Origin of the sequence: Agrobacterium sp. MCAB5 (assembly GCF_052114365.1) — a bacterium.
GTDB lineage: Bacteria > Pseudomonadota > Alphaproteobacteria > Rhizobiales > Rhizobiaceae > Agrobacterium > Agrobacterium tumefaciens.
Genome location: NZ_JBFREP010000002.1, coordinates 619,004 through 644,728, shown reverse-complemented (window position 1 = coordinate 644,728; position 25,725 = coordinate 619,004). Strand labels below are relative to the sequence as shown.

Sequence of the window (25,725 nt, the reverse complement as noted above, 5' to 3'; positions counted from 1 at the left end):
GCCCCCTTAACGACCCGATTCTGGACATCACATGAGAATATTACGCGCTTCCGAACACAAAACCATGCCGTGGAAAAATGGCGGCGGCGTTACGGTGGAAATCGCCATCCATCCGCCGGGTGCTTCCGTGGATGCATTCGACTGGCGCGTCAGCATGGCGACCGTTGCTCAGGACGGACCATTTTCCAGCTTCGCCGGCATAGACCGCACGCTTGCGATTATCGAGGGAAACGGCCTTGAACTTGCTATTTCGGGTCATGAGCCGGTGGCGCTGACGACGGAGAGTACCCCCCTGCCCTTTGCCGCCGATGTTCCCGTGGATGCGACCCTGATGGACGGCGCGATCGTCGACCTGAATGTCATGACCCGCCGCTCGTCCTTCGCCCACAGCGTGCAAAGACTATCCGGCAGCCGCTCGATGCAGGCGGCAACGGGAACAAGGCTGATCCTCGCGCTCGATCCTCTGACGGTCGCCGTCAACAACGACACAGCCCGGCTGGAGAAGCTGGATAGCGTTTTCATCACGGAAAGCGTGCCGTTCACCATCGATTCAGATCATGGTGAAGGCATATTCTTTATGATCACGCTACAAGATATTTGAAGCGTCGCAGCCTCAGTCCAACCCCAGCGGATCGGCCACCCGTGGCCATAGCTGGAGGCTTGCCTTGCGATAGGCGGTTGTGGCCGGATCGGTCGGATAGGAAGTGGGCGCGGCGATATAAACGATCTCGGAAGCGACCGGCGCAAAACCCGCATGGAAGTGGTTGGTGGACTTCACCAGCAGCACGTCTTTCCTGGCAAAATCAATGCCGAGATTGGAAAAGATATCCGGCTCATAAGTTTGCGTGCGGCTGGTAATGAGAATGATATCGATTTCCGTTCCGACCGGTCGAACGACGGCGGCGCGGCCGAGCGTGACGCGGCTGTTTCGGAAACTCTGCCACCCTGCTTCTGCGGTGCGCATGACCCTGATCCGGAAATCGAGCGGCTCGCCACCTTCGGGACTGGATTTGCCGCCAATACGCAGATCAATCTCCGCTCCCTCGCCTGCCGCGTGACAGAAAGACACAGCAATCGGATCCCAGATCGTTGCCACACCGATATTGTCCATGCCGCGCTCCACCATGCGCCGCAGAATATGGGTGGCATCACCCGCAACGCCGCCACCGGGATTATCCCATATATCCGACACCACGACCGGCATATCCGGATGCTCACTTCGAATGGCGAGAACCCTGTCGAGACCCGATTCCGTGTCGAGCATCGGCATGGCAGTCAACTTGCGCATGGCGTAAAGCTCATGACCGAGTTCTTCGGCCAGTGCGTCACCTTTTGCCCTGTCATTATCTGTCACGACGACGATACGCGTGCCCATGTCTGGGACATCGCCTGCCATGAAACCGTGAATGACGGAAATAGACAGCACGCCGTCCTTGCCCTCTAAAGCCTTCAAACGGTCAACATAAGAACGCATCGGTTCGCGGCTGGTGGGGTAAATGGTGATCATGCGGCAATCGAAAGTGGAAATAACCGGCTTGATTTCTCCGCGCAGGGTGCGAAGTGCCAGTTCAACGACGTGCTCACCACGTTCCTCAAAATCCGTATGCGGGAATTCCAGAAACGTCGCCATGATATCGAGATTTTGGACCCTTAAAGGGGTCAAATGGCTGTGGGGATCGAATTCCGCCGCGATCAGTACTTCGGGACCAACAAGCGTGCGGACATGCGACAGGAAATCGCCTTCCGGATCATCATAACCCTGCGCGACCATGGCGCCATGGAGACCAAGAATTACCGCATCGACCGGCAGGGCGGCGGCAAGCTCGGCAAGAATCGTATCGCGCAGCGTTTCATAGGTCTGGCGCTGTATCAGCCCCGCCGGTTCCGCCCAGCAGGAGGTACCCTCGATTACCGTAAACCCTTCCGCTTTGCCGCGCCGGCGCAGAATTGGTACCGGTGAGGAGCATAGTGTCGGCGTTTCCGGATGTTCGCCGGGCCCAGCGTAAAAAGCCGCGCGAAAGGCGTCCATGTCCGTCGGGACGGGTGAAAACGTGTTGGTTTCGGTGGCAAGCGATGCCGTGAATATGCGCATGACTGTCATTCTCGTTGCCGATGCCCGCATTTCGGCAGCATCTTTTTTGCAATTTAATTAGCCGGGTAATGTTACCAGACGGTGCCGCGTGCTGCCACGTCTTCCACCCGCGTCACGATACCGTTTCGATGGAAAACCATTCTGTCGAAAAGATTAGTGATGACGCAGGTGTGGTTCGGCACGACCTTGACCAGCTCACCGATTTCCGGCCGGCCCGATGTGCAGCCCGACAAATCGACCACCGCATGTTCTTCCGAAAGCGACATGATTTTCGCGCCTTCATACCCTTCAATCAGCCCGTAATCGCTGAACCCAAGGAGATCGGAGGTCAAAGCCTTGGAGCCACAATCGAGCACAGCGCGATCAACTGTCGGTCGCGACACCACGGTGGCAAGAACATGCATTGCCAGGTCGCCAGCGGTGCAATGTCCGGCACGCAGCATCGAACGGTCATTATATACATAGGTGCCCGCCCGATATTCGGTTGCGGAGGGAACGAGGTGAGCAGAGAAAAAATCCGGTGAGCCGCCACTGGAGCGAACCGGGCAGTCAATGCCCTTTTCCGCAAGCAACGCCATGGTTTCCCGAATGAAGTTCTCCACCTTTTCAGCGCCACCGGGTGCCGGATAGGTCAAAATGCCCTTGAATTTGAGGCCCGGTGCCGCGACGATCTTTTCTGCAAGCTGCAACACGGCTTCCGGGGTCTGCACACCGCAGCGTTTTCCGCCGGTATCGCATTCGACAAGAACGGAAAGCGGTCTTTCCGCATCGAATGTGCCGGCAAGGCCGGCAATCGTCACGGCGCTGTCGGCGACGACGCTCAGTTGCCCTATACGCGCATTCAATGCCCTCAGCCGCGAGAGTTTCGCCACGCCGAGGATATTGTAGGTAATGAGAATGTCGTCGAAACCGGCATCCGCGAAAACTTCCGCCTCGCTGACCTTCTGGCAATTGATGCCAATGGCGCCCGCCTGAAGCTGCTGCTTCGCAACGGCTGGTATCTTATGCGTCTTGATATGGGGGCGAAAAGCCTTGTCATGTCCATCAAGATAGGACTGCGCCCGCGCAATATTGGCGGCAAGTCGGTCCTCGTCGATCACGGGCATCGGCGTCGAGATCGCATCGAGTGGGGTGCCTTCGTCAGGCCAGGGGTAGGTCATCGTCAAACGCTCTCAGAATCGGAAATTGGCAATCAAACCAGTGGCTTATAGGCGATAACATCCATTTCAACCTTCGCATCGACCATCAGGGGCGACTGCACGGTTGAACGTGCCGGTGGATGATCGATGAAATATTTCTGGAAGACCGCGTTGAAGCTCGAAAAATCCCGAGCATCATCCAGCCAGACATTGACCTTGACGACATCGGCAAGTGTACAATCCGCAAGCGCCAGAACATCCATGATATTGGCCACAACCTGCTCGGTCTGAGCCACAATGCCGCCAGTTACTACTTCACCATCGACGGTTGGCACCTGTCCAGACACATAGACGAAATCACCGGCCCGCACGGCCTTGGCAAAAGGCCTGCGCTGTCCGCCAGCCTGAGCGTCAGCCGTCTCGAATCGTACCAGTTTCTGCTTTTCCATAGATGCCTCGCAAATAATTTTCATAGAAATCGTATTTTTAAGGGTTTAATAGCTCGTTTTTCATCAATATTCCATAAGTGATGTAAATAATTTAGCAATTGCGTAAATCATCAACTCGCGGACCGATGACGTCACGGTGAGCTATTCGTATCGCCGCACGTTGTCGAACCGAATAATGAGGCTCAAAACCTATTGTCTGTCGCGATCTATGCAAGCGGCTATTGGCTGAGCCACGGCTCTTACTAACCCTTAGCTCTATCGCCTAATGAGGAAGCCCGGTACATTCGGATGGCTGCATGATGAGAGAAATAGAGAGGTTAGCCGCGGCAAACCTCAGTATCTGAAAAGTTAGAGGAACAGTCTCAAGCGCAAACTCCTCAAGACCTGGCAATGTGCGAGTGTTCTTTCCGTCACATCAACCGTGTGCCGAAACCCGCCGGTCCGATACCACTCTGTCCGTGACAGCTTGCGCAATCTTTTGCGCCTGCACGCGGATATCCGGCACGGCGGTTATCTCCCAAAAGCGGCCCGCCGTCAGCGCCCCGGCGGCAAACAGGCCAGGCCAGACCTGCCCGTCCGCGCTTGACAAGCGCGACTGGCCATCCACCTCGACCCCAAGACCAAAGGCGTCGAGCAAAAGCACGCCATCGTCCCGCATGGTTTCCAAAAGCCGTGAATGACCGATCCCCGCCCTCTCCATTCCGGTACAATTAACGACCCAATCGACCTGAAACTCTCTAAGCGTATCCGTATGCCGACGGCGATAAAGTACGGCGATCCCCTCGTCCTGCTCGTCGAGAGAGCGGAGATAACCGGCATGAATCTCTAGAACGCCGTCAGATAATAGCTTTTCAAAAGCCTTATGCACTTCGGGCGCGATTCGGTGCCGGTGAATGTTCCACCACGGCAAAGCATGGCGAAGAAACCGGCTTCGCTGCTCAGATGTCAGGCTCTGCCAAAGCAGCTGGGTCTTCGGCCGTAGACCATCCATGACAGTACGCCACGGCGCACCATCTTTCACCTGCTTACGCAGAGCCTGCACTAACCGGCTGATCTCGGTCGAACCTTCTGGTAAGCGCGGATCAGCTGGCGACAGGGGTGGGCTGATATGTGGATGCGGCACAAGTCCGCGGCGGGACAATACGTGGATTGGGCCACGGTGTCCCTTTCCTCGAAGCGTCAGGACCTGATCTATCATCGTCAGGCCAGAACCCAGAATACAGATGCGGTCCCCCGCCTTTACTTTCGACAGCCATCCAGACTGCCAGCAATGCCCGATGATGCGATGCGGCGCGTCGTCGTCTTTCGTCAGAGTTTGCACCGGCAAACTTGCCGCGCCGACACCAAGACATAAGACAACATTTTTCGCGCGTAGCTTCTCACCATTCTCCAGTGCAAAAGAGAAGCCGCCATTGCCCTCCGGGCGACAGGCTGAAGCCTTGGCACGGATGAAGTCCACCCTCGCCCGCTGATCCCGGCTTCTCAGCAGGCTGGCGAGCCTGTCCCTGAGATAGAGGCCGTAGTCGCCACGTGAGGCAAAAGCCAATGGATCATTGCCGAGCCCATTCTCCGTCAGCCAATCGAGAAAGTCATCAGGCCTGTCGGGGAATACGCTCATCCGCCCTGCCGGCACATTGAGCCGGTGATAGGGCAACTCGGTACGATAGGCCGTACCGCGCCCGAAATCCGACTCGTCGCCGACAATGGCGATCGACGCGTCCCCGGGCAGGGATGATAAGAGATGAGCGGCGGTACAGATGGCCGAGAAACCCGAACCGACGATAGCGACATCATAGGACATTTATTCCTCCAACCTGCGACAGCACGAAAGGTTAGGCGGTGGGCGCCGAACCCGTTGATACTCTAGTCGATGAGTAGAGATTAAACATCTGCCAATGTCTACCCTTCACTTTCCGCCGGCGGGATCGCGCCTTGAACATTTGGTGTGAGGAATTCCCAAAGTTAGCCGCGGCAAACTTTCGCTTTGGTCACTCCTTGTCAGTTTTAAAGGAAGTCAAAAAAACGCGTCTCAGCCAGAACGAAGATGAAGTTAGCCGCGGCTAACCGAAAAACTCTCACAAAAAGCAAAACTGATTCTTCCACAATGCCTTAGCGGTACTTCTGCATCCGGGAAAAAAGCCTATTGCGCCAAAAAGAGAATCGGCGCTTATATCTCAGTTGCGGAAAAAACCGTCTTTTTCGAAAAAAACCGCAACTGCAATATCGAGCGAAAGTAGATCCATGACACAGAGTGCCGACTCAAGATTTGCTGCAGGGGCACCCGACCTCACGAGCCTTATACAACAGCATTCGGCTGCATTGTCAGCCCAATTGCAGGCGCATAATGCGAATACGTTTTCGCCGCATACCGAAAAGAGTATGCGCCATTTTTCGCCGGCAGAAACCGCCCGGCTGATTGGCATCGGTGAAGCCTATCTTCGTCAGATCGCCGCTGAGCGTCCGGAGCTCGATGCAGCGCAGGCATCCGGTCGTCGTTCCTATTCGGTAGAGGATATGGACGAAATCAGAAAGTTTCTCGATCAGGGCGCGCGCGGCACGCGTCGCTATCTGCCCCACCGTCGCGACGGCGAGGAATTGCAGGTCATCGCCGTGATGAATTTCAAAGGCGGTTCGGGTAAGACCACGACATCCGCGCATCTGGCACAATATCTGGCACTGCGTGGTTACCGGGTTCTGGCTATCGATCTCGATCCGCAGGCCAGTCTCTCCGCTCTCTTCGGTCACCAGCCCGAAATGGATGTCGGCCCGAATGAAACGCTCTACGGCGCGATCCGCTACGATGACGAACGCCGGCCGATCGCCGAGATCGTTCGCGGCACCTATATTCCCAACCTTCATATCGTTCCGGGCAATCTGGAGCTTATGGAGTTCGAACATGATACCCCGCGCGCACTGATGCGTCGCGCACCGGGCGACACGCTGTTCTTCGCTCGCATTGGCCAGGCAATCGCCCAGGCCCAGAATTTCTACGACGTCGTGGTCATCGATTGCCCACCGCAACTCGGTTACCTGACGCTTTCGGCGCTGACGGCAGCAACATCGGTTCTCGTGACCGTTCATCCGCAAATGCTTGATGTCATGTCCATGAACCAGTTCCTTGCCATGACTGGCGATCTTCTCGCTGAAATCGGCAGGGCCGGCGCACGCTCCGATTATAACTGGATGCGTTACCTCATCACGCGTTTCGAACCGAGCGATGGGCCGCAGAACCAGATGGTGGCTTTCCTGCGCTCGATCTTCGGTGAAAACGTCCTCATTCACCCGATGCTGAAGAGCACGGCCGTTTCGGATGCCGGATTGACCAACCAGACGCTTTTCGAGGTGGAAAGAACCCAGTTCACGCGCTCCACCTATGACCGCGCACTGGAAGCCATGAACAACGTGAACGCTGAAATCGAGGGATTGATTAAAAAAGCGTGGGGTAGGGCAGCATGAGCAGAAAACAGATTTTCGCCAATCTTGGCACGCCAGGCACAGACAACGATACCACTCCCGAGCGGTCCCGTCCGCGTGTCAGACCCATCCTCGGTTCTCCCGAACTGGTGACGGATGTGTCGAACTCGCCAGTCGGCATGATCGGCCAGTCTCTGAACGAAGTGTCGGAACGCTCCAAGCGTGCTGAAGAGATCGAAAAACGGCTCGCAGAGGGCCTTACGATCGTTTCGCTCAATCCTGCTGATATCGACCCATCCTTCATACCCGACCGCATGCCAGCCTCGGAAGAGGCGGATGCAGGCCTGGTGGAGGCTATTCGCGAGCAGGGCCAGCAGGTTCCCATTCTGGTTCGCCCGCATCCTGAATTTCCGGGACGTTATCAGGTCGCATTTGGCCATCGCCGTCTGCGCGCAGTTTCCAACCTGGGTATTCCGGTCAAGGCCGTGGTTCGCGATCTCAGCGACGAACAGCTGGTTGTCGCCCAGGGACAGGAAAACAACGAGCGCCGTGACCTAACCTATATCGAAAAGGCGCGCTTCGCCCAGAAACTGCAGATGCGGTTTCCGCGTGATACGATCATGGCGGCGATGTCCCTGCACAAGGGCGATCTTTCCAACATGCTATCGGTTGTCGGTCGCATTCCCGAGGATCTGGTCGATCTTATTGGTCCGGCACCCACCGTCGGTCGCCGTAACTGGATGGATCTCGCAGATCAGCTCTCCTCGTCACAGGTCAAGGAAGCTGCGCGCGCTTATGTAAGGGAGCCATCCGTTGCCGCTCTTCCGTCCGAAGAACGCTTCAAGTCGCTTCTGGATTTTCTGAAACCCAAGGCCCAGGCAAAGAAAGCCGGTGTTTGGTCTTCGGAAACTGGCAGCAGGCTGGCAAAGGTGGTCGAAAGCGACCGCAAGCTGGATATATCCATCGACAAGAACGAGGCGCCGGAATTTGCCGATTTCGTTCTGGAACATCTTCAGGCGCTGTTTGCCGAATACCGGTCCAAGCAGTGATTGTTAATACCAACGACTAACAGGAGACGCATTACAAAAGAAAAAAGCCCCCGAACGTTGCCGCACGGAAGCCTTTCTTTGATCTAAGCAACCAAAGAATCTCATTTCCGCGAATCATAGTCAAGAGTCTTGGCATCGAATTTTTCGGTGAGCGATTTTCTTTTGCCTTGTGAAAGGTGAAAGACATGGACAGCACATGTGTAACGACGCCCTTTGGGCGGCGAGCGATGTCGTTTGGCGTCCTCGCAACTCAGTTTGCCGCGCAGAAAAACAAAAAGACCGAGGCGGTCGATAAATGGAAACTCTACCGTTCGGTCTGTGAAGCCAGACCATTGCTCGGCGTGACCGATCGTTCTCTCGCGGTCTTGAACGCCCTTCTGAGTTTTTATCCTAAAAATGAACTCTCCAGCGAAGCCGGATTGGTCGTCTTTCCGTCGAATACGCAATTGTCATTGCGAGCACATGGAATGGCAGAACAGACATTGCGCCGCCATCTCTCGGCTCTCGTCGAGGCCGGTCTCATCATCCGCAAGGATAGTCCAAACGGAAAACGCTACGCCCGTAAGCACAGGGGCGGGGAAATCAGCGAAGCCTATGGTTTTTCGCTGGCACCGCTTCTCGCCCGCAAATCGGAAATCGAGGAACTCGCCGAACGCATCGTTCGCGAGCGGCTCGACCTTCAGCGGCTTCGTGAAAACATCAGCCTGTGCCGCCGCGATATCCATAAGCTTTGCGAAATGATAGCCGCCAGCGGTGAAGTCGTAACGTCAGAAGGATTCCAGGCGCGCTACAATGCCATTGCCCGGTCTCTCGGCCGTAATTCAAAGCCTGTCGAACTCAAGGAAATCGCCGGATTTTTGGTCTCCCTGCGTGCAGAAGTGACCAACTATCTGGAAAATATTGAAAATTCGGAGAAATCGGGCGGCAATGACTGCCAAAATGAGCGCCTCATAAAGAATTCAGAATCCGAATCTATATCTAAACCGCAAAATTTGCGTGAACCGGTAATCGTCGCACCTGCCGACACGACAGTCGTACAGCCAGAATACGCCGTACCCGTCAGTGCAAAGCCGTCATCGCAACAGCCAAAGCCTGTTCTTCATAAGCAATTTTTTGTTCCTGATATTGTTTTGGTTGTGAAGGCTTGCCCGGATATTTCTCTCTATGCACCCGGAGGAGCAGTGACTGGATGGCGTGATCTGGAAGTGGCGACATCAGTCATCAAAACCATGTTCAACGTTAGCCAGTCGGCCTACCAGGACGCCCTCACCACTTTCGGTCGACAGGGAACAGCGGCGATTCTTGCCTGCCTGCTGCAAAAGGCGGACCAGATCAGCTCGCTGGGCGGATATCTGCGCAATCTCACCCGTAAGGCCCACGAGGGCGGGTTTGATCTTCAGGCCATGCTTCTGGCGCAACTGCGGGGTCGAACTGACGGGATAGAGAGAAGCATGGCTGTATGAGTTCTTGAGGACGGACAGAAAATGGCGCCGGCTTGCCGAATTCCCAGTCTGCAGCTACATTGACGCTGTTTCTGCAAGACTCCGAAGATTCGCTGTGAGGCTGCCAGTGTTTACGAACAGACTCTGCTGGCAGGGGTTCCTATGGTTAATGCAAAGTAATGAAAGTTAAGCCTTGATTGACTTTCGTTTGAGTTATTCCATGATTGGTTTCAATCGCTTGAGTCCGGGTATCTTTTAGCGTTAGTGCAATGATACGGGCAGGAAAAGCGCGATTTTTACGCGTTTCTTGCCTGACTAGACTGGGGTAATGCAGATATCTCGATATGGCACGATGTTGGAACTGAACCTTCCCTAAGATTGTGCGTTTCCGTGTCGATGTTGGAAGGGGGCCTTGAGCCTATGGTTTTTCCAGACGATATGGAGCTGGCTGTCGCTGTTTACATGGCGGACATTGCATTGCCTCGAGATACCGCCATCGAAAAGCTCTTGAAGGCGGGACTTGAAGAAGCCGGTTATTTGACCGGAGGTGAGGGGCGGCCGCCGGAAATTATCGACGGGCAACCAAGTTCGGACTATGTGCAATATCGCACATATCTGGACGAGGACAGCTGAAAGACGGCTGGAACCAAACCGGGCGAAGGCTGTTTATGGCGCAGTCAATTGTGACAGGATGTGCCGATGTTCTCCAAGTCCCTCTTTATCGCGACAATTGTCATCTCCGCGACGAGCCACCCGATATTTGCTCAGCCATTAGAGGTCAGCATATTGGAACCGACCAAGACCCGTAGCGCCGAATTCTCGCCTGGGGCGACCGCATCGAATTATATTACCGATGTCTCCGGCAAGACAGTGCGTCTGGTAGGACCGCGTTTTTACCCCGACAATGCGCGGGCGCTGCAGTTTCCCGGCCGGGACTCGAATGTTAATTCTTCGGATGAAGCGCAACGCTAACGCGATCGCAATAATTCATATTGACGAACAGGGGCAGAATGGGAACCGAAAGCGAAACGTCCGGGCAGAAACCGGATGCGCAAACCTGGATCAAACAGGACGGGCACGAAGCAGAAAAGGCGACCTTTCCTGAACTGTTCTTCGATCTGGTTTTCGTTTTCGCGCTCATTCAGCTTTCCCATGCGCTAGCAAAGGACTTCGGACCGACAGCGGCGCTTGAGGCGGGCATACTGATATTGTCACTTTGGTGGTTGTGGATACACACCACCTGGATCACCAACCTGCTGAATACCGAAAAGGAGCCTGTCCGGATTCTGCTTTTCGTCCTGATGTTCGGCGGGGTTCTTTTGGCCATCGCGCTGCCGGAGGCTTTTGCGGAACAGGGTTTCGTGTTTGCCCTTATCTACAGTGCCATGCAGGTGGGACGGAGCCTGTTTGCACTTTATGCCTTTAAGGGAGAGGACAGGCAGTCTTTTCTGGTTTTTGTGCGCGTGACGATCTGGCTAGTCGTATCGAGCCTGTTCTGGATGGCTGGTGGGCTTGTCGATCTGACGGATCGAATCCTCCTGTGGGGTATAGCGCTCGCGATAGAATATGCCGGACCCGCTTGTCGTTATGTCGTCCCGGGATTGAAAGCAAGCGATGCGGACAAGCTGCATCTCTCCGGCGAGCATCTTGCGGAGCGCTGTGCGCTTTTCGTCATCATCTGTCTCGGGGAAACGATCCTAACCACCGGCCGCACGGCCACGGAATATATGAATTCTGGCCTCACATTCATCGTCTTTTGTTCGGCCTTCGTCAGCACCGTCACAATGTGGTGGATCTATTTCCATCACGGGCAGGAAGAGGCCTCCAGAAAGGCCGAACATGCCGACGAGAAAGCGAAGATTGCCCAGAATCTTTTCAACTACGGACATTTGCCTATCGTGGCCGGCATCATCCTTACGGCAGTTGGAGAGGATTTCAGCCTGTCCCATGCCCATGAAGGGACGACGATGAGGGAGTCACTCGCCATTCTTGGCGGCCCGATCCTGTTTCTAGCCGGTAATATCGGCGTCAAGATTGCTGCCACCTATCAGCGGCCGATCTCGCATTTTGCCGGAGTAGCGGCGCTCTGCCTGCTTCTGCCGGTGCCGGGCGTGCCGCTTTTTGCGCTGCAACTGGCAAGCACGGGGATTTTGCTGCTGGTGGCGCTGTGGGAATATCTGGCGCTGAAAAAATCAGTCACCAACGCCTAAGCAGTGGCGAAATCGCGTGCCCTGTCGTTCCACAGCCGCAGGCTGCGGGCATAGGCCTCTTCGAAAGGCAGAACCATATCATTGACCAGCATCAGGGCAATGGCAGCGGTGGAGACGATGATGGTTTCCGCTCTCTCGTCTCTGGCCGCCCCCGTCCAGACGGCGCGCCAATATTCGAAGGTGGTGAACATGGTCGGCATTTCGGCCGGTGGCGTTTCGCGGGCGGGAATGACGAACTCGACATCTTCGCCCTTGGAAAGACCGAAGATCCGGGTGCTGCGGAATGGAGTAAATTGCGCGAAATCCCGCGTATTGCCGAGAATGGCAAGGCTCTCGACGGAAAGCAGCCGCGCCGTATCGCGATGAAGCTCCTGATAGGAGGGGCGGGCGACGCCGATAATGGTGCTTCTGGCGCGAAGCGGATTGAGAAGATGCACGACCGTATTGAGCGGCAGGCGCATTTCCAGAATGCCGTGCAGGCCAAGTAGGCTCTGAAACTGTAACGATAGTCCACCGATCGGCAGATAGGCGATCCCTTGCGAAGCCGTGGCCTTGGCCGCCTGCGAAAGTGAATGGCAGAGCGGTATGCCGCAGGCTTCAGCGGCGAGTTCGAGCTTACCGCCATTTTCTCCCTGGCCCACATGGCCGTGTAACAAGACGCTATATCCCGCCATGGAAACGAGACGCGCGGAATGCAGGAACCAGGGTGCATCGCGATGTTTGGGCGACATATAGGCCGGCCAGTCGAGATCGACCGATGCGGGCGCTTGCTGGTCTCTTTTTATATGGCCCCACATGGCTTCGATAAAACCGGCAAGCTCTGCCGCGGTCACACCGCGATATTGCATGGTCGCAAGCAGCGCTCCTATCTGTATGGGATCTGCATCGCCTTCGAGAATGATCGAAAGCGCGTCCATCGCCTCTTGCTGGCTGAGCGGGCGGCTGTTGCCGATGCCCATCGCCGAGGTCGCTATATATTTGGCGAGCCTGTGCTGCGGATCGGCATTGTGGCCGATGCGAGCAAGGCGGTCCGCTATATTTTCCGGTGTCGGCTGACCTTCCAGAAGAACGCTGGGGCGCAGCGAAAGAGGCGGCGCCTTCATCAGCACCGGCCGTTCCCAGCCGCTAACATTGGCGGCGGTGGGAGCTGCCGCTTTTTCCTGTGAATAATCGATCAGGTTTTCCGCCTCCGCCGCCAGCGAACGAATGCGCAGCCGCATGGTCTCGGCAAAGGGGGTGGGTCGCAAACCCTGGCCGGTGCGTAAGAACAGCTGGTCGCCGTATTTCTCGCGCAGCTGCTGTAGTATCCGGCTCATCGATGATGTCGGCAGTCCCATGCCTGCCGCTGCGCGGCTGACGCTTCCTTCCCGCAACAACGCATCGAACGCGACAAGTAGTTTCAGCTGACCAAGCCTGTCGGGCTTTGTCGGGGAAGCTGGTTCTTCTTTTCTCTTGCCGGTTGTCATCTTGCTGTTTTTTTACCCCGCCCCCGATTAGAGGGGGCCTTTTTGCAATTTCTGGAATTTAGAACTGTTCGAAAACAAACGCGTTGCGCCAGACCTCCCTCCTAAATAAGTGGGGGTAAATTCTCAAGTTAAATGCGGGGGCGTAACATGGAATTGAAGTACCGCGGGCAGGATATAGCCGCGACGATAATAAAGGCTGGCATTTCCGTCGCCATGGCGGGAACGGCGCTCAGCGTTGCCTTGCCTGCTGTCGCGCAGCAGGCGACCGACGGAACCACCGTTCTTCAGCAGATCGTGGTGACCGCGTCCGGCTTCGAGCAGAATGTAAAGGATGCTCCGGCCAGCATCACGGTCGTGACGCGAGAAGATCTGGAAAAGGGGTCTTACCGCGATCTGACAGACGCCTTGCGCGAAGTTCAGGGCGTGTCTGTCACCGGCATTGCCAATGAGAAGGATATTTTCATTCGCGGATTGCCCGGCGCTTACACGTTGATCCTAGTTGACGGTAAGAGGCAGAGCACGCGCGATGCCCGTACCAATGGTAATTCCGGCTTCGAACAGAGTTTCGTGCCGCCGGTTTCGGCGATCGAACGCATCGAGGTCGTGCGCGGCCCGATGTCCTCTCTTTACGGTTCCGATGCCATGGGCGGCGTCATCAACATCATCACCCGCAAGGTTGGCGATGTCTGGTCTGGCTCCGTCACCAGCGAGGGTACGGTTCAGCAACATTCAAAATTCGGTAATAGCGGTCAGGTGTCCTGGTATGCCAATGGGCCGATCCTGAAGGACCGGCTGGGGCTGCAGATCTGGGGCAGGGGCTTCACGCGCGGCGAAGACCGCATATTGAATGGTACGACGGGCGCGAAGGAATATGATTTCAATGGACGTTTGACCTTCACGCCGAATGAGGATCACGACATCTATCTCGAGGCTGGCAAAGCACGGTTGCGCCGCGATGCCAAGTCCGGCGAGACGCTGGCAGCCAATGCAGACGGCACCTACAACACCAATACGCGCGACCATTGGTCATTGTCGCATACCGGCCGGTGGGGACCGACCACGTCTGAATTCTCCTTCCAGCAGGAATGGGCCGAGCGCACCAACTTCACCAGAAACTTTCGCACGGGACGCGTCACTGAAAATCCGCGCTCGCCGGAGGTTCGCAATAGCGTTCTCGACGGCAAGTTCACCACGCCGTTCGAACTGTTCGGCAACCATACGCTCGTCACCGGCGGTCAATATTTCGAGGCACAGCTGAAGGACCAGAATCCGGGACGCCGTACCGGTCGCGACGAAACTTTCTCGGCGACGCAATGGGCGCTCTTCGTCGAGGATGAATGGCGCATCGTCGATAGCTTTGCGCTGACGGGCGGCCTTCGTCTGGATAACCATGAAAAATATGGCAATCATTTCAGCCCGCGCCTTTACGGCGTCTGGAGCGCAACCGACGATCTTACGATCAAGGGCGGCATTTCAACAGGTTTCCGCGCACCGGAAATCCGCCAGATCGCACCGGGTTACGCCTATACGACTGGCGGCGGTGGGTGCACCTATGCCTCGAACGGTACCTGCGGCGTGATCATCGGCGATCCGGGTCTGGAGGCGGAAAAAAGCACGAGTTATGAATTGGCAGCACTCTGGGACAATGGTGATGTTGCCCTCGGTGCCACTTATTTCTACACAGATTTCAAGGACAAGATTTCTAACGCGCTCGTGCTCAATCCGGATGGTACGCCTGCCCGCTGGAGCGAAGATAGCAATTATCGCCTCTGGTACAATTACAATATCGACGACGCGGTCATTCAGGGCATAGAACTGACGGCAGCATGGTATGCGACGCCGGAACTGACATTGCGCGGCAACTATACCTATACGCATTCCGAACAGAAGACGGGCGATTACGAGGGTTTTCCGCTGGCGCGGACGCCGGAGCACATGGCCAATCTGAGAGGCGAATGGGTCACCCCGGTGGACGGGCTGGAAGCCTGGGCCTCGGTGAATTATCACGGATCGGAAATCAATGCGGGTCCGCGCATCGGTACGAACGGCAAACCGGTTACGATCAACGGCAAGGCCGGGCGTAAATATGACGCTTACACCACCCTCGACATCGGGGCGAAATATGCGGTGGCCGAAAATGTCGATCTCAACGCGGCGGTTTACAATGTATTCGACAAGGAAGTCGGCGCTGACGATTTCAACACGGTCATGGAAGGCCGCCGCTTCTGGATCAGCATGACCGCCAAATTCTGATCCGCGATATTTAAGAATTCAGAGGCGCCCGATTGGCGCCTCTTTTTGCCATCCATCCTATTGACCTCAACTATGGTTGAGGAATTATACCGGCTGCTCTCTAGTGTGTTTCCGCGGTTTTCAGAGCGGAGGCCGTTCAGAAAACGGAGCCGGCATGGAAAATACCATCTTTAAACACAGCCTGACGGTTGGGGAGGTTGCGCGTCGTAGTGGCGTCGCCGTTTCCACCATCCATTTTTACGAGGCGAAGGGATTGATCGAAGGCTGGCGCACCAGCGGGAACCAGCGTCGTTATCATCGCGCCGTCCTGCGGCGCATTGCCATTATCCGCATTGCGCAGCGGGCAGGCATCCAGCTCAGCATCATCAGGGACGCCTTGGCGGATTTGCCGCAGGACAGGGTGGCGACGACGGCTGACTGGCGCGTGTTCTCGCAGTCCTGGCGGGAAATGCTGCAGCTTCGTATCAACAGCCTGATTATGCTGCGCGACCAGCTTACCGGCTGTATCGGTTGCGGTTGCCTCTCACTTGATGATTGTCCCTTACGCAATCCGAACGATGTTCTGGCCGATGCTGGCGCGGGCCCGCGCCGTCTCGTATCCGTCAAATGAGCAAGGTTTCCGGCTGGCCGCTTTAAAAGCAATTGTTCCTACTCGACGTCGGCCGGAACCCAGACACTGACGCTGCCGCCATTGGTGGAAAACAGACCCTTGCCATGCTCGTCAAGGGTGATCTGTTCGTGACGGTGACCAAGGAAATCGCGCCATACAGCTCCCGCCTGCTCAGGGCCGAGATCTATCTGTTTTTCCGCCGCCTCGCCGTTCGACATCACCACAACGCAGCCCGGCTCATCGGCGGTACCGTGGCGAATAAACGCAATGCAGCTCGGGTCGTCGAAAATATCCGTCTGGGCACCGTTGGAAAAGCGGCTGCGTGCCTCGATAAGCTTCGGAAGGCATTCGATAGCCGGCATGACGATCTCATGGTCGTTGCCGTCATTGCCGGTGTCTGTATACGTCGTACCGAAAAGATCGGGATAAAAGACGCAAGGCACACCTTCTTCGCGTAGCAGAATGATCGCATAGGCCAGAGGCTTGAACCAGGGTTCTACGGGCGCTTCCAGAGATTGCAGCGGCTGCGTGTCGTGGTTGTCGACAAGCGTGACGGCGTGATCTGGAACAGCGGAAAGCAGCGAACCATCGAAGATAGTGCGCATGTCGAAATCGCCGCCCTGCTTGGAAGCGTCATGGAAGCGGTGGTGAAGGGCGACATCGAAGAGCATCAGCTGCTTGTCGACCAGATCGAGATAGCTTTTCAGCGCGTCTATATCGGGGTGCCAGTATTCCGCGACAACGAAGAGGTCGGGATTAATCGTGTCGCGCATATGGCCTACCCAGTCGCGGAAGAACCATGCCGGAATGTGTTTGGCCGCATCCAGACGGAAACCATCCACCTGTACCTGTTCGGCAAGCCACCGGCCCCAATATTTCAGTTCCTCGTAGACAGCCCTGTTTCGGAATTCGACATCCGCGCCCATGAGATAATCGAAGTTGCCGTTTTCCTCGTCGACCTCCTCATTCCATTCGCCGTCGCCATATTCGTTGACGAGACGGAAAATGCCGTCCTCATCAGGCTCTTCGATGTGGTCGACGCCGCTGAAGCACTTCAGGTCCCAGATGAATTTGGAATGCGTGCCGTTTCGGCCGGGAAAGGTGAAGCGCGTATAGGCGTGCGCCTCGAAATCCTCGTCCTCTATATCGGTGCGGTCATCGGGATTGACGCGGCGAACCCGCACCTTCTCCCTTTCATCCGCGCCCATCTTGTGATTGAGAACCACGTCGTGAATGACGCGGATGCCGTTTTCCTTCAGCGTCCGACCAGCCTGTTCGAGGGCAGCGCGATCACCGTATTTGGTCGCGACTGTTCCCTTCTGGTCGAATTCGCCAAGGTCGAAGAGATCATAGGTATCGTAACCTACCGAAAAACCGCCCGCAGAACCCTTGTAGGCCGGCGGTAGCCAGACGTCGGTAATACCCATTCGGGCAAGGCTTTCCGCCTTTTCGGCCACCTCGCTCCATAATTTCCCTCCGTCCGGATAGTACCAATGGAAGAATTGAAGCAAGGTGCGTCCGGCCATATTTCCCTCATGATGGTTAGCAGGTCGCGCCATAAACGGCCCGGCGGCGAAAGGGTTCCGCCACCGTATTGACCAAACTTCGATTGTGAGGGGACCACCTTCCCTGATGGGTCCGGTGGCCTGGTCTATGCGTTATTCCGCAATTTCGAGAAGTGCCGCGCCCGCCTGAAGATAGTCGCCTTCCTTGACGATCAGGCGGACCTTGCCGGCCTTCGTCGCCACGATTTGCGTTTCCATTTTCATGGCTTCCATGACGGCCAGAAGATCGCCTTTGGAAACAGTTTCGCCATCGGTCACCTTGAACGATTGCAAGGTGCCGGAAACGGGAGCGATAATTTCACCTTCCTTCTCCTTGACCGACGCGCCGGGGGCAGCGGCATTGCCGCCGCTGACAGCGCCGAGGCCGGAGAGCAGCAGGTTCGGCAGGCCGACAGAAACACGCTTGCCGTCGATTTCCAGAAAGGTGCGCGTGATGGAAGGGTCTTCAGCCGGTGCAGGACGTTCCATGGCGTCAGGCATGGCGGCGAAATCGGTCTCGATCCAGCGGGTATGAACCTTGAAACCGTCGGTGCCGATGAAGTCGTCCGTCTCGATTGCGGCGCGATGGAACGGCAGAACCGTGGCAATGCCTTCGATACGGAATTCTTTCAGCGCGCGGCGCGCGCGGCGCAGAACCTGATCGCGGTCGGTACCCGTAACGATGAGCTTCGCCATCAGCGAGTCGAATACGCCAGGCACGCTGGAGCCGCTGACGACGCCGCTATCCATACGGATGCCGGGGCCGGAAGGAGCATCGAAAATCGAGATCGTGCCGGGTGTTGGCAGGAATCCTCGGCCGGGATCTTCGGCATTGATGCGGAATTCCATAGAGTGGCCGCGCGGTTCCGGCGTTTCAACCACCCGCAGGGTGTGGCCCTCGGCGATGCGGAACTGCTCGATGACGAGATCGATACCGGTGGTTTCCTCGGTAACGGGATGTTCCACCTGCAGGCGCGTATTGACCTCCAGGAAAGAAATCGTGCCATCAACGCCGAGCAGGAATTCGACGGTGCCGGCACCGGAATAGCCCGCGGCGGCACAGATCGCCTTTGCCGCGTCGTGGATTTTTTGTCGCTGTTCGGCAGACAGGAACGGGGCCGGAGCCTCCTCTATCAGCTTCTGGTTCCGACGTTGCAGCGAGCAATCGCGGGTGCCCAGCACCAGCACATTGCCGTGCTTGTCGGCCAAAACCTGCGCCTCGATATGGCGGGGCCGGTCTAGGAAGCGTTCGAGAAAGCACTCGCCGCGACCGAAAGCGGCGGTCGCTTCGCGAACGGCGGATTCGTAGAGATCGGCGATCTCTTCCATCTTCCATGCGACCTTCAGGCCGCGCCCACCACCGCCATGCGCTGCCTTGATGGCGACGGGCAGGCCGTATTCTTCGGCAAAAGCGGTGACTTCGGCGGCGGTAGAGACGGGGCCGTCACTGCCGGCCACCAGCGGTGCGCCGACGCCGGTGGCGATGCGCCGCGCTTCCACCTTGTCGCCCAGCGCTTCAATGACATGTGGGTCGGGGCCGATCCAGCTAAGGCCGGCATCGATAACCGCCTGCGCAAATTCGGCGCGTTCGGACAAAAAGCCGTAACCGGGATGCACGGCATCCGCGCCGGCGCGTTTGGCAATCGCGATCAGCTTGGCGATATCGAGATAGGTTTCGGCGGGGCGGACGCCTTCCAGCGCATAGGCCTCATCCGCCAACCGAACGAATAGCGCATTCTGATCGGGATCGGCATAAACGGCAACCGATTGCAGGCCGTAATCACGGCATGCGCGGATGATCCGCACCGCGATCTCGCCGCGATTGGCAATCAGCACTTTTTTCATCGCTATTCTCCCTACAGACTTTTAGCCGCCGCGATTTCGGCAAAAGGGCCGATCGGGCGGAACTTGATTTTGGCATTGACGGGGATTTGCCCCGCAAGATCGAGATGGTATTCCGCGACCGCGCCGATGACGGGATAGCCGCCGGTCAACGGGTGGTCGGCAAGGAAAAGAACGGGCTGGCCGCTATGGGGAATCTGGATTGCTCCGGTGGCCGTGCCTTCGCTCGGCAATTCGGCACTGTCCCTGCGCTCCATCGGCACTTCGCCGGCAAGGCGGATGCCGACGCGGTTCGATTGCGGCGTGACCTGCCAGAGCTGGCCGGTCAGCGTATCGAGGCCCTTTTGCGTGAACCAGTCGGTACGCGGTCCGAGAACCACGTCGAGCGTCACAATATCGCCGGTTGCCGGCGGATCGAAGGCCGGAGCCTCGTCGACAGACACGCTGGAAAGTCCTGTCTTTTCGCCCTTCAGCGGCAGAGTAGTGCCCGCAGTCACGCTTTCTGGACCCACTACGGCGAGCGTATCCGTCGCATAGCTGCCCAGCACGGGCTCGACATCGAACCCGCCACGCACAGCAAGATAACAGCGCATGCCCTTCGGCGGCTGACCCAAGGTTACGATATCGCCGGGTTCGAGAGACACGGGAACATGGGGTTGTGCGGCGAAACTGCGATCTGCGGTCTTGACGGTGATGGGGCAGGGCGCGCCCGCAATGCCGATAACGGCGCGGCTCGTGCTTTTGAAGGAAAAGCCGCCGAGCGTCAGCTCGAGACACGGCGAGTTGACGGGATTGCCGACGATACGGTTGGCGGCGTTAAACGCGCCACGATCCAGTGCGCCGGAGGCGGAGACGCCCTGTCCGGTTTGGCCGAAGCGGCCGAGATCCTGAAAAATGGCGGGCATGGGGGCCGCGAGCACCTCGAAATGCGGGCCTTCTCTTGTCATCTCAGGGCGGGCGGTGCGCGGCGCTGAGGTGGGAACATCAACCGTTCTTCCGGCCTTGTCCATATCGAAGAAACGCACGCGATAACCCGGCTGGAAAAGCGCGCCGGGATCACGGTCTATATCCCACATCTTCACCGGTGTGGTGCCGATGATCTGCCAGCCGCCGGGGCTGTTTTGCGGATAGACGCCGCTGAAGGCGCCAGCCACCGCCACCGAACCCGCCGGAATGCGGGTACGCGGGCTTTGCCGGCGCGGCACGTGAAGAGCCGTATCGCCGCCAACCAGATAACCGAAGCCGGGCGCGAAACCGCAGAAGGCCACGGTGAATTCGCTTTCGGTATGGCGGCGGATGACTTCGTCGACGCTCATGCCGGTCAGTTCGGCAACGTCGGCCAGATCTTCGCCGTTATAATGGACGGGGATTTCCACCAGATTGTCCGAGGGCGCGATTTTTGCGGAGAGATCGCGGCTGGAAAGCCGTGCAACCAGCGCCTCTGCGCCAATCTTTTCGGGGCGGAAACGGATCATCAGGGTGCGGGCAGCCGGAACTGTTTCGTCGATGCCCTCGATCGGATCGTTCTGAAGCGAGGCGAACAGCGCCAGCGTTTCATCGAGATCGGCAAGTTCGACGAGAATGGTGGTGAGGCTGACGGGGAGAAAACGCATCATATCCTCACGCGTGATAGGCAGAATCGGGAATGTCGGTGATGAACATGTGCCCGGGCGCATGGGTAATCGCGAACGGCACGCCGGACGCCATGACTGCAGCCTGAGGCGTCACGCCGCAGGCCCAGAAAACTGGAACCTCGCCGGGTTCGATCCGCACCGCATCACCGAAATCCGGCTTCGCGAGATCCGATATGCCGATTTCTTCCGGCGCGCCGACATGCACGGGCGCACCGTGAACCGCCGGAAAACGTCCTGAAATTGTCGCGGCATCGGCCACGCGCGAAGCCGGGATCGGTCGCATGGAAACGACCATGTTGCCCTTAAACCGGCCGGCCGGCCGGCAGGGGCGGTTGGTCAGATACATCGGAACGTTGCTTTTGTCGGTCATGTGACGGATTTCGATACCCGCTTCGACCATCGGCGTTTCAAAGGTAAAGCTGCAACCGATCAGGAAAGCGACGAGATCGTCACGCTCTGCCCATGCGGCGGTCGCATCCGCCGTTTCCTCGGCAAGTTTGCCGTCCCGCCAGATACGGTAAAGCGGTAGGTCGGTCCTGAGATCGGCACCGGGGGCAAGAAGCGTGGTTGGTGAGCCGGGATCTGAAACATCGAGCACCGGGCAGGGCTTGGGATTACGCTGCGCATAGAGGAGGAAATCGAAGGCCCAGTCGCGCGGCAGCACGATCATGTTGGCCTGCGTGAAACCGGGAGCGATGCCGGAGGTCGGTGCAACGAGGCCGCCACGATAATCGGCGCGGGCCGTCCGGGCGGCATCCGCATTGGTGTGGCTCAGAAAGGATAAGGGTATCGTCATTGGTCGCCCTTTTAGAGAATGGATGCAAAAGAGCGGATTTCGATGCCCTCGGCTTCGAAACGGCGGCGGATTTCCTGGGCGATCGCCACCGCGCCGGGGCTGTCGCCATGCACGCAGATGGATTGTGCTTCGATCTTGATGCTGCTGCCGTCGATGGCTTCGAGTGTTCCTTCGCGGGCAAGCTGCACCATCCGGTTGGCGATTTTGGCAGCGTCGTGCAGTACGGCGCCCGCCTCGCGGCGCGAGACGAGTTGGCCTTCGGGCGTATAGGCACGGTCAGCGAAGGCTTCCGCGACGACGGCAAGGCCTGCCTTGCGGGCGAGATCGAGGATGGGCGCATTGGCAAGGCCCATCAGCACCAGCGAGGCATCGACGGCCTTTATACCGTCGATGACCGCTTGTCCCTGTTTCGCGTCATTGGCGATGCGGTTGTAAAGCGCGCCATGCGGCTTCACGTAACGCACCGTGGTTCCGGCTGCGGCGGCGACACCCTTTAGTGCACCGATCTGGTAGATGACATCGGCGATCAGCTCTTCGGAGGTCACATCCAGATCGCGGCGGCCAAAGCCGACGCGGTCCGGGTAGGAAACATGGGCGCCGACGACCACGCCTTTTTCGGCAGCGGCCTTAACGGTCCGGTAGATGCCGGCCGGGTCACCTGCGTGAAATCCGCAGGCGATGTTAGCGCTGGAAACGATGGCAAGCATCGCCTCGTCATCTCCCATGCGCCACGCGCCGTAACTTTCGCCAAGATCGCTGTTGAGATCGATAGCGGCCATGTTGCCTCCCTTTAGAGCATTTCCAGCAAAAGTGCGTAGCGGTTTTGCGTCGGGAAAATGCGTAATAACAAATATATAGAGCGTTTCCGTTTTTCTCCGAAATGCGGAAACGCTCTAGTTTTTACAGGCCGAGCAGGCCGAAAATGGTGCCGGCGGACTTGTAGCCCATGTACCACGTCAATGCGCATGTCAGAACGCCAAGCCCGAGCAGAATGCGCGAGTAGCGGTGGCCGCCCATCAGGTCTTCGCGCTTCCATGCGGCAAACAGGAAGATGCTGAGGCCGATGGGCAGGATAAGACCGTTCAGGCCGCCAACGAAGACCAGCATGGCGGCGGGCGGCGTCGTGATGAGCAGGTAGCAGACGAGCGAGACAGCGATGAAGATGACCGTCGCCATGTTGCGGGCGCGTTCCGTCATATCCTGCTTGAACACGGGCAGGAACGAGACGGAGGTATACGCCGCGCCGATGACGCTTGTGATGGCCGCAGCCCAGAAGATGATGCCGAATAGACGGAAGCCGAGATCGCCCGCGGCCGACCGGAAAGCCTGTGCGGCGGGATTGGCGGCCTGGCCCGATGTATCGATGACGACGCCGCTGGCGACAACGCCGAGAATGGCGAGGAACAGCACGTAACGCATGATGCCGGTGACAGCGATGCCGGTCAGAGCGGCGCGGTTGACGGCGGGCAGGTTTTCAATGCCGACCATTCCCCGGTCCAGCAGGCGGTGCGCGCCGGAATAGGTGATGTAGCCGCCAACGGTGCCGCCGACGATGGTGGTGATGGTCGCGAAATTGATTGTGTCCGGCAGGAAAGTCTGGCGGAAGGCATCACCGACCGGCGGCGCGGATACGAATGCAACGTAGAGCGTCAGCACGATCATCAGGATACCGGCGAAAATGATGAACCGGTCGACGGCGAGGCCAGCCCGTTTGGAAACGAAGATGGCGATGGAAAAGATTGCGCTGATGGCGCCGCCGATTTTCGGATCGAGCCCGAAGATGGCGTTCAGGCCGAGGCCGGTGCCGCCAATATTGCCGATATTAAAGAAAAGGCCGCCGATGATGACGAGAATGGCGAGAAGATAGCCGGAACCCGGAATGGCAGCATTGGCGATGTCGGACGCACGCATGCGCGTCAGCGTTACGATGCGCCAGATGTTGAGCTGAACGACGAAGTCTATGAGGATGGAAGCAAGAATGCCGAAGGCGAATGCGGCACCAAGCTGCATGGTGAATGTCGCCGTCTGCGTGATGAAGCCGGGACCGATGGCAGATGTTGCCATCAGGAAGATTGCTCCCAGAAGAGATGCACGTTTTGACATTTTGAGATCGGCAGTCGGGGTGAGCTTTTTCTGCTCCATGGATTTTCTCCGCTCCTGTCGCAATCCGCCCCTCGCGGATGCTTTATGCCACCGATCTTGTCTTGTTCCGTGAGATTGTCAATATTGTTCAACAATAAATGATAATCGTTCTTTTATTTTGTCTATTTGTTGGACGTTATGAGTATGAATTCATCACGTTTTTTTGGCGCTTTGCTGAAGCTTTGTGCTATGGGCAATCATGCCGTGTCCGAACATGCCTGTCACGGAATTCCCAACGTTGCATTGCTCTTAAGGAAAGCGCCATGACGGAAACGATAGAGGGTCTGCCGCTTGCGGATCGATTGGCAAAGGGTATTCGCACCCTGCTGATCTCCGGTGAACTGATGCCGGGCCAGCGTCTTTCGGAAGCAGCCTTCAGTGAACGTTTCGAGGTCTCCCGCAATTCGCTGCGTGAAGCCTTTCGTCTCCTGACCAAGGATGGTCTGCTGCGTCACGAGGCCAATCGCGGCGTTTTTGTCGCCGTTCCCACCCTGGCTTCGGTGATTGATATTTACAGGGTGCGGCGCATGGTGGAATGCGGGGCGCTGCGTCAGGCCTGGCACAAGCACCCGGCCATCCGGACAATGCGCACGGCGGTCGATGATGCCAGGATAAAGCGCGACCAGGCAGACTGGTTAGGCGTGGGCAGCGCCAACATGAAGTTCCACGCCGCCGTGGTCGACCTTCTAGACAGCGCTCGTCTCAGCGATTTTTACGAGCGCATTGCCGCTGAGCTCAGGCTTTGTTTCGGCCTGCTGAAAGACCCGGAACAGCTCCATTCCCCCTTTGTGGACATGAACAGCAAGATCCTGTCGCTGATGGAAGAGGGCAAGGCGGCTGAGGCCGGTGACGAGATGGAAATCTATCTCAATCTTTCCGAGCGGACGGTTTTGAAGGCGCTCGAACGGGCGTCATGAGAAATCAGGCGTAGCGGGACGAAAACGTCCCTTTCACGTCCGCTCCATTTTTATATCGGCGCCTGATTGCCAAGTTTGTTGCGGTGCGTCATCAATGCCGACATGACGCTTCGCGACCTCACCATTCTCGTTATAGACGAAAACGCGATCCGCGCCTCGATCATCGAGGAGGGGCTGCGCGAGGCCGGGTATAATCGCGTGACGCTCATCCATGAAGTGCACGGCGTGGCGCGGACCATCGAGACGCTGCAGCCCGATGTCATCTTCATCGACCTTGAAAATCCCAACCGCGACATGATGGAGCATCTGTTTCAGTTGACACGCACGGTCGGCCGGCCGATCGCCATGTTTGTCGACCGCTCCGATACCGCGTCCATCGAGGCGGCCGTTGAGGCTGGTGTTTCCGCCTATGTCGTTGACGGGCTGAAGAAAGAACGCGTCAAACCCATCCTCGATATGGCGGTCAGCCGCTTCAACGCTTTCAGCCGTCTGCGACAGGAACTTGCCGAAGCAAAATCGGCGCTTGAGGAGCGCAAGGTCATCGAGCGCGCCAAAGGCATTTTGATGAAAATGCGTGGCCTGTCCGAAGAGGAGGCTTTTGCGCTTCTGCGGCAAACGGCGATGAACGAGAAAAAGAAAATATCCGAGATCGCGCAAAGCGTGGTCACCGCGGCCGGTCTGTTGATGTAACGAACCCGCCGGCGGGACAGTCGAGGAGTGTATGAT

Annotated in this window: 22 protein-coding genes; 11 read left to right on the top strand and 11 right to left on the bottom strand. The window is 57.4% G+C overall.

Annotated elements, in window-relative coordinates; all coding sequences use genetic code 11:
- The first annotated feature begins 31 nt into the window (after nucleotides 1-31).
- Nucleotides 32-601: a HutD/Ves family protein gene (locus tag AB4Z23_RS07695; RefSeq protein WP_179089206.1), complete on the top strand. Its 570-nt coding sequence runs from the start codon at nucleotides 32-34 to the stop codon at nucleotides 599-601.
- Between the two features lie 12 nt (nucleotides 602-613).
- On the opposite strand, the gene AB4Z23_RS07690 is transcribed toward AB4Z23_RS07695, so the two are convergent.
- The 4 genes from AB4Z23_RS07690 to AB4Z23_RS07675 all read right to left on the bottom strand — a co-directional run bounded on the left by AB4Z23_RS07690 (nucleotide 614) and on the right by AB4Z23_RS07675 (nucleotide 5,481).
- Nucleotides 614-2,092: a M81 family metallopeptidase gene (locus AB4Z23_RS07690; RefSeq protein WP_076845406.1), complete on the bottom strand. Its 1,479-nt coding sequence runs from the start codon at nucleotides 2,090-2,092 to the stop codon at nucleotides 614-616.
- Between the two features lie 71 nt (nucleotides 2,093-2,163).
- The gene (locus AB4Z23_RS07685; RefSeq protein ID WP_065687992.1) at nucleotides 2,164-3,252 is read right to left on the bottom strand and encodes a D-TA family PLP-dependent enzyme; all 1,089 of its coding nucleotides are present in this window, start codon (nucleotides 3,250-3,252) and stop codon (nucleotides 2,164-2,166) included.
- Between the two features lie 32 nt (nucleotides 3,253-3,284).
- Nucleotides 3,285-3,680, bottom strand: a complete 396-nt coding sequence (locus AB4Z23_RS07680) for a RidA family protein (RefSeq protein WP_003511636.1) — start codon at nucleotides 3,678-3,680, stop codon at nucleotides 3,285-3,287.
- Nucleotides 3,681-4,095: 415 nt separating this feature from the next.
- Nucleotides 4,096-5,481 carry an FAD/NAD(P)-binding protein gene (locus AB4Z23_RS07675; protein ID WP_065687991.1) on the bottom strand — a complete coding sequence of 462 codons (1,386 nt, stop codon included), beginning with the start codon at nucleotides 5,479-5,481 and terminating at the stop codon, nucleotides 4,096-4,098.
- 440 nt (nucleotides 5,482-5,921) lie between these two features.
- Between AB4Z23_RS07675 and repA the strand changes: the two genes are divergently transcribed.
- The 6 genes from repA to AB4Z23_RS07645 all read left to right on the top strand — a co-directional run bounded on the left by repA (nucleotide 5,922) and on the right by AB4Z23_RS07645 (nucleotide 11,795).
- Entirely contained in the window at nucleotides 5,922-7,136 is a 1,215-nt protein-coding gene (gene repA, locus AB4Z23_RS07670) for a plasmid partitioning protein RepA (protein ID WP_029658853.1), read from the top strand.
- Entirely contained in the window at nucleotides 7,133-8,143 is a 1,011-nt protein-coding gene (gene repB, locus AB4Z23_RS07665) for a plasmid partitioning protein RepB (RefSeq protein WP_065662385.1), read from the top strand. The genes repA and repB overlap by 4 nt, the downstream gene beginning before the upstream one ends.
- 185 nt (nucleotides 8,144-8,328) lie before the next feature.
- A complete protein-coding gene (gene repC, locus AB4Z23_RS07660; protein ID WP_112200820.1) occupies nucleotides 8,329-9,606 on the top strand; it encodes a plasmid replication protein RepC in 1,278 nt (425 codons plus the stop codon).
- A gap of 399 nt (nucleotides 9,607-10,005) precedes the next feature.
- A complete protein-coding gene (locus AB4Z23_RS07655; protein ID WP_019565010.1) occupies nucleotides 10,006-10,218 on the top strand; it encodes a hypothetical protein in 213 nt (70 codons plus the stop codon).
- Between the two features lie 66 nt (nucleotides 10,219-10,284).
- Nucleotides 10,285-10,557, top strand: coding sequence for a hypothetical protein (locus AB4Z23_RS07650; RefSeq protein WP_025595298.1), 273 nt, complete (start codon nucleotides 10,285-10,287; stop codon nucleotides 10,555-10,557).
- Nucleotides 10,558-10,595: 38 nt separating this feature from the next.
- Nucleotides 10,596-11,795, top strand: a complete 1,200-nt coding sequence (locus AB4Z23_RS07645) for a low temperature requirement protein A (RefSeq protein WP_035199801.1) — start codon at nucleotides 10,596-10,598, stop codon at nucleotides 11,793-11,795.
- On the opposite strand, the gene AB4Z23_RS07640 is transcribed toward AB4Z23_RS07645, so the two are convergent.
- The gene (locus AB4Z23_RS07640) at nucleotides 11,792-13,261 is read right to left on the bottom strand and encodes a glycosyl transferase family protein (protein ID WP_035199798.1); all 1,470 of its coding nucleotides are present in this window, start codon (nucleotides 13,259-13,261) and stop codon (nucleotides 11,792-11,794) included. The two genes, AB4Z23_RS07645 and AB4Z23_RS07640, sit on opposite strands and share 4 nt — an antisense overlap.
- A gap of 147 nt (nucleotides 13,262-13,408) precedes the next feature.
- Here AB4Z23_RS07640 and AB4Z23_RS07635 point away from each other — a divergent pair, with 147 nt between their 5' ends.
- The gene (locus AB4Z23_RS07635; protein WP_035199795.1) at nucleotides 13,409-15,514 is read left to right on the top strand and encodes a TonB-dependent receptor plug domain-containing protein; all 2,106 of its coding nucleotides are present in this window, start codon (nucleotides 13,409-13,411) and stop codon (nucleotides 15,512-15,514) included.
- A gap of 154 nt (nucleotides 15,515-15,668) precedes the next feature.
- Nucleotides 15,669-16,124, top strand: coding sequence for a redox-sensitive transcriptional activator SoxR (soxR, locus tag AB4Z23_RS07630; protein WP_003511623.1), 456 nt, complete (start codon nucleotides 15,669-15,671; stop codon nucleotides 16,122-16,124).
- Nucleotides 16,125-16,162: 38 nt separating this feature from the next.
- Here the strand turns inward: soxR and amyA are convergent, their stop codons facing one another.
- From amyA to AB4Z23_RS07600, 6 genes are all read right to left on the bottom strand, one after another.
- Entirely contained in the window at nucleotides 16,163-17,650 is a 1,488-nt protein-coding gene (gene amyA / locus AB4Z23_RS07625) for an alpha-amylase (RefSeq protein WP_035199792.1), read from the bottom strand.
- A gap of 132 nt (nucleotides 17,651-17,782) precedes the next feature.
- Nucleotides 17,783-19,513: an acetyl/propionyl/methylcrotonyl-CoA carboxylase subunit alpha gene (locus AB4Z23_RS07620; RefSeq protein ID WP_035199789.1), complete on the bottom strand. Its 1,731-nt coding sequence runs from the start codon at nucleotides 19,511-19,513 to the stop codon at nucleotides 17,783-17,785.
- An 11-nt stretch (nucleotides 19,514-19,524) separates the two neighbouring features.
- Nucleotides 19,525-21,123: a 5-oxoprolinase/urea amidolyase family protein gene (locus AB4Z23_RS07615; protein WP_441360040.1), complete on the bottom strand. Its 1,599-nt coding sequence runs from the start codon at nucleotides 21,121-21,123 to the stop codon at nucleotides 19,525-19,527.
- Between the two features lie 7 nt (nucleotides 21,124-21,130).
- Nucleotides 21,131-21,940 carry a putative hydro-lyase gene (locus AB4Z23_RS07610; RefSeq protein ID WP_003511619.1) on the bottom strand — a complete coding sequence of 270 codons (810 nt, stop codon included), beginning with the start codon at nucleotides 21,938-21,940 and terminating at the stop codon, nucleotides 21,131-21,133.
- An 11-nt stretch (nucleotides 21,941-21,951) separates the two neighbouring features.
- The gene (locus AB4Z23_RS07605; RefSeq protein WP_035199785.1) at nucleotides 21,952-22,719 is read right to left on the bottom strand and encodes a LamB/YcsF family protein; all 768 of its coding nucleotides are present in this window, start codon (nucleotides 22,717-22,719) and stop codon (nucleotides 21,952-21,954) included.
- Between the two features lie 121 nt (nucleotides 22,720-22,840).
- Nucleotides 22,841-24,082 carry an NRAMP family divalent metal transporter gene (locus AB4Z23_RS07600; protein WP_003511614.1) on the bottom strand — a complete coding sequence of 414 codons (1,242 nt, stop codon included), beginning with the start codon at nucleotides 24,080-24,082 and terminating at the stop codon, nucleotides 22,841-22,843.
- Between the two features lie 263 nt (nucleotides 24,083-24,345).
- Here AB4Z23_RS07600 and AB4Z23_RS07595 point away from each other — a divergent pair, with 263 nt between their 5' ends.
- Entirely contained in the window at nucleotides 24,346-24,999 is a 654-nt protein-coding gene (locus AB4Z23_RS07595; protein WP_003511611.1) for a GntR family transcriptional regulator, read from the top strand.
- 102 nt (nucleotides 25,000-25,101) lie between these two features.
- Nucleotides 25,102-25,689, top strand: a complete 588-nt coding sequence (locus AB4Z23_RS07590) for an ANTAR domain-containing response regulator (RefSeq protein WP_003511609.1) — start codon at nucleotides 25,102-25,104, stop codon at nucleotides 25,687-25,689.
- Nucleotides 25,690-25,725 lie beyond the last annotated feature (36 nt).

Excerpts from the sequence above, each read along its gene's own strand:
- AB4Z23_RS07695 (WP_179089206.1), top strand. The coding sequence starts at position 32 with ATGAGAATATTACGCGCTTCCGAACACAAAACCATGCCGTGGAAAAAT.
- AB4Z23_RS07690 (WP_076845406.1), bottom strand. The coding sequence starts at position 2,092 with ATGCGCATATTCACGGCATCGCTTGCCACCGAAACCAACACGTTTTCA.
- AB4Z23_RS07685 (WP_065687992.1), bottom strand. The coding sequence starts at position 3,252 with ATGACCTACCCCTGGCCTGACGAAGGCACCCCACTCGATGCGATCTCG.
- AB4Z23_RS07680 (WP_003511636.1), bottom strand. The coding sequence starts at position 3,680 with ATGGAAAAGCAGAAACTGGTACGATTCGAGACGGCTGACGCTCAGGCT.
- AB4Z23_RS07675 (WP_065687991.1), bottom strand. The coding sequence starts at position 5,481 with ATGTCCTATGATGTCGCTATCGTCGGTTCGGGTTTCTCGGCCATCTGT.
- repA (WP_029658853.1), top strand. The coding sequence starts at position 5,922 with ATGACACAGAGTGCCGACTCAAGATTTGCTGCAGGGGCACCCGACCTC.
- repB (WP_065662385.1), top strand. The coding sequence starts at position 7,133 with ATGAGCAGAAAACAGATTTTCGCCAATCTTGGCACGCCAGGCACAGAC.
- repC (WP_112200820.1), top strand. The coding sequence starts at position 8,329 with ATGGACAGCACATGTGTAACGACGCCCTTTGGGCGGCGAGCGATGTCG.
- AB4Z23_RS07655 (WP_019565010.1), top strand. The coding sequence starts at position 10,006 with ATGGTTTTTCCAGACGATATGGAGCTGGCTGTCGCTGTTTACATGGCG.
- AB4Z23_RS07650 (WP_025595298.1), top strand. The coding sequence starts at position 10,285 with ATGTTCTCCAAGTCCCTCTTTATCGCGACAATTGTCATCTCCGCGACG.
- AB4Z23_RS07645 (WP_035199801.1), top strand. The coding sequence starts at position 10,596 with ATGGGAACCGAAAGCGAAACGTCCGGGCAGAAACCGGATGCGCAAACC.
- AB4Z23_RS07640 (WP_035199798.1), bottom strand. The coding sequence starts at position 13,261 with ATGACAACCGGCAAGAGAAAAGAAGAACCAGCTTCCCCGACAAAGCCC.
- AB4Z23_RS07635 (WP_035199795.1), top strand. The coding sequence starts at position 13,409 with ATGGAATTGAAGTACCGCGGGCAGGATATAGCCGCGACGATAATAAAG.
- soxR (WP_003511623.1), top strand. The coding sequence starts at position 15,669 with ATGGAAAATACCATCTTTAAACACAGCCTGACGGTTGGGGAGGTTGCG.
- amyA (WP_035199792.1), bottom strand. The coding sequence starts at position 17,650 with ATGGCCGGACGCACCTTGCTTCAATTCTTCCATTGGTACTATCCGGAC.
- AB4Z23_RS07620 (WP_035199789.1), bottom strand. The coding sequence starts at position 19,513 with ATGAAAAAAGTGCTGATTGCCAATCGCGGCGAGATCGCGGTGCGGATC.
- AB4Z23_RS07615 (WP_441360040.1), bottom strand. The coding sequence starts at position 21,123 with ATGCGTTTTCTCCCCGTCAGCCTCACCACCATTCTCGTCGAACTTGCC.
- AB4Z23_RS07610 (WP_003511619.1), bottom strand. The coding sequence starts at position 21,940 with ATGACGATACCCTTATCCTTTCTGAGCCACACCAATGCGGATGCCGCC.
- AB4Z23_RS07605 (WP_035199785.1), bottom strand. The coding sequence starts at position 22,719 with ATGGCCGCTATCGATCTCAACAGCGATCTTGGCGAAAGTTACGGCGCG.
- AB4Z23_RS07600 (WP_003511614.1), bottom strand. The coding sequence starts at position 24,082 with ATGGAGCAGAAAAAGCTCACCCCGACTGCCGATCTCAAAATGTCAAAA.
- AB4Z23_RS07595 (WP_003511611.1), top strand. The coding sequence starts at position 24,346 with ATGACGGAAACGATAGAGGGTCTGCCGCTTGCGGATCGATTGGCAAAG.
- AB4Z23_RS07590 (WP_003511609.1), top strand. The coding sequence starts at position 25,102 with ATGACGCTTCGCGACCTCACCATTCTCGTTATAGACGAAAACGCGATC.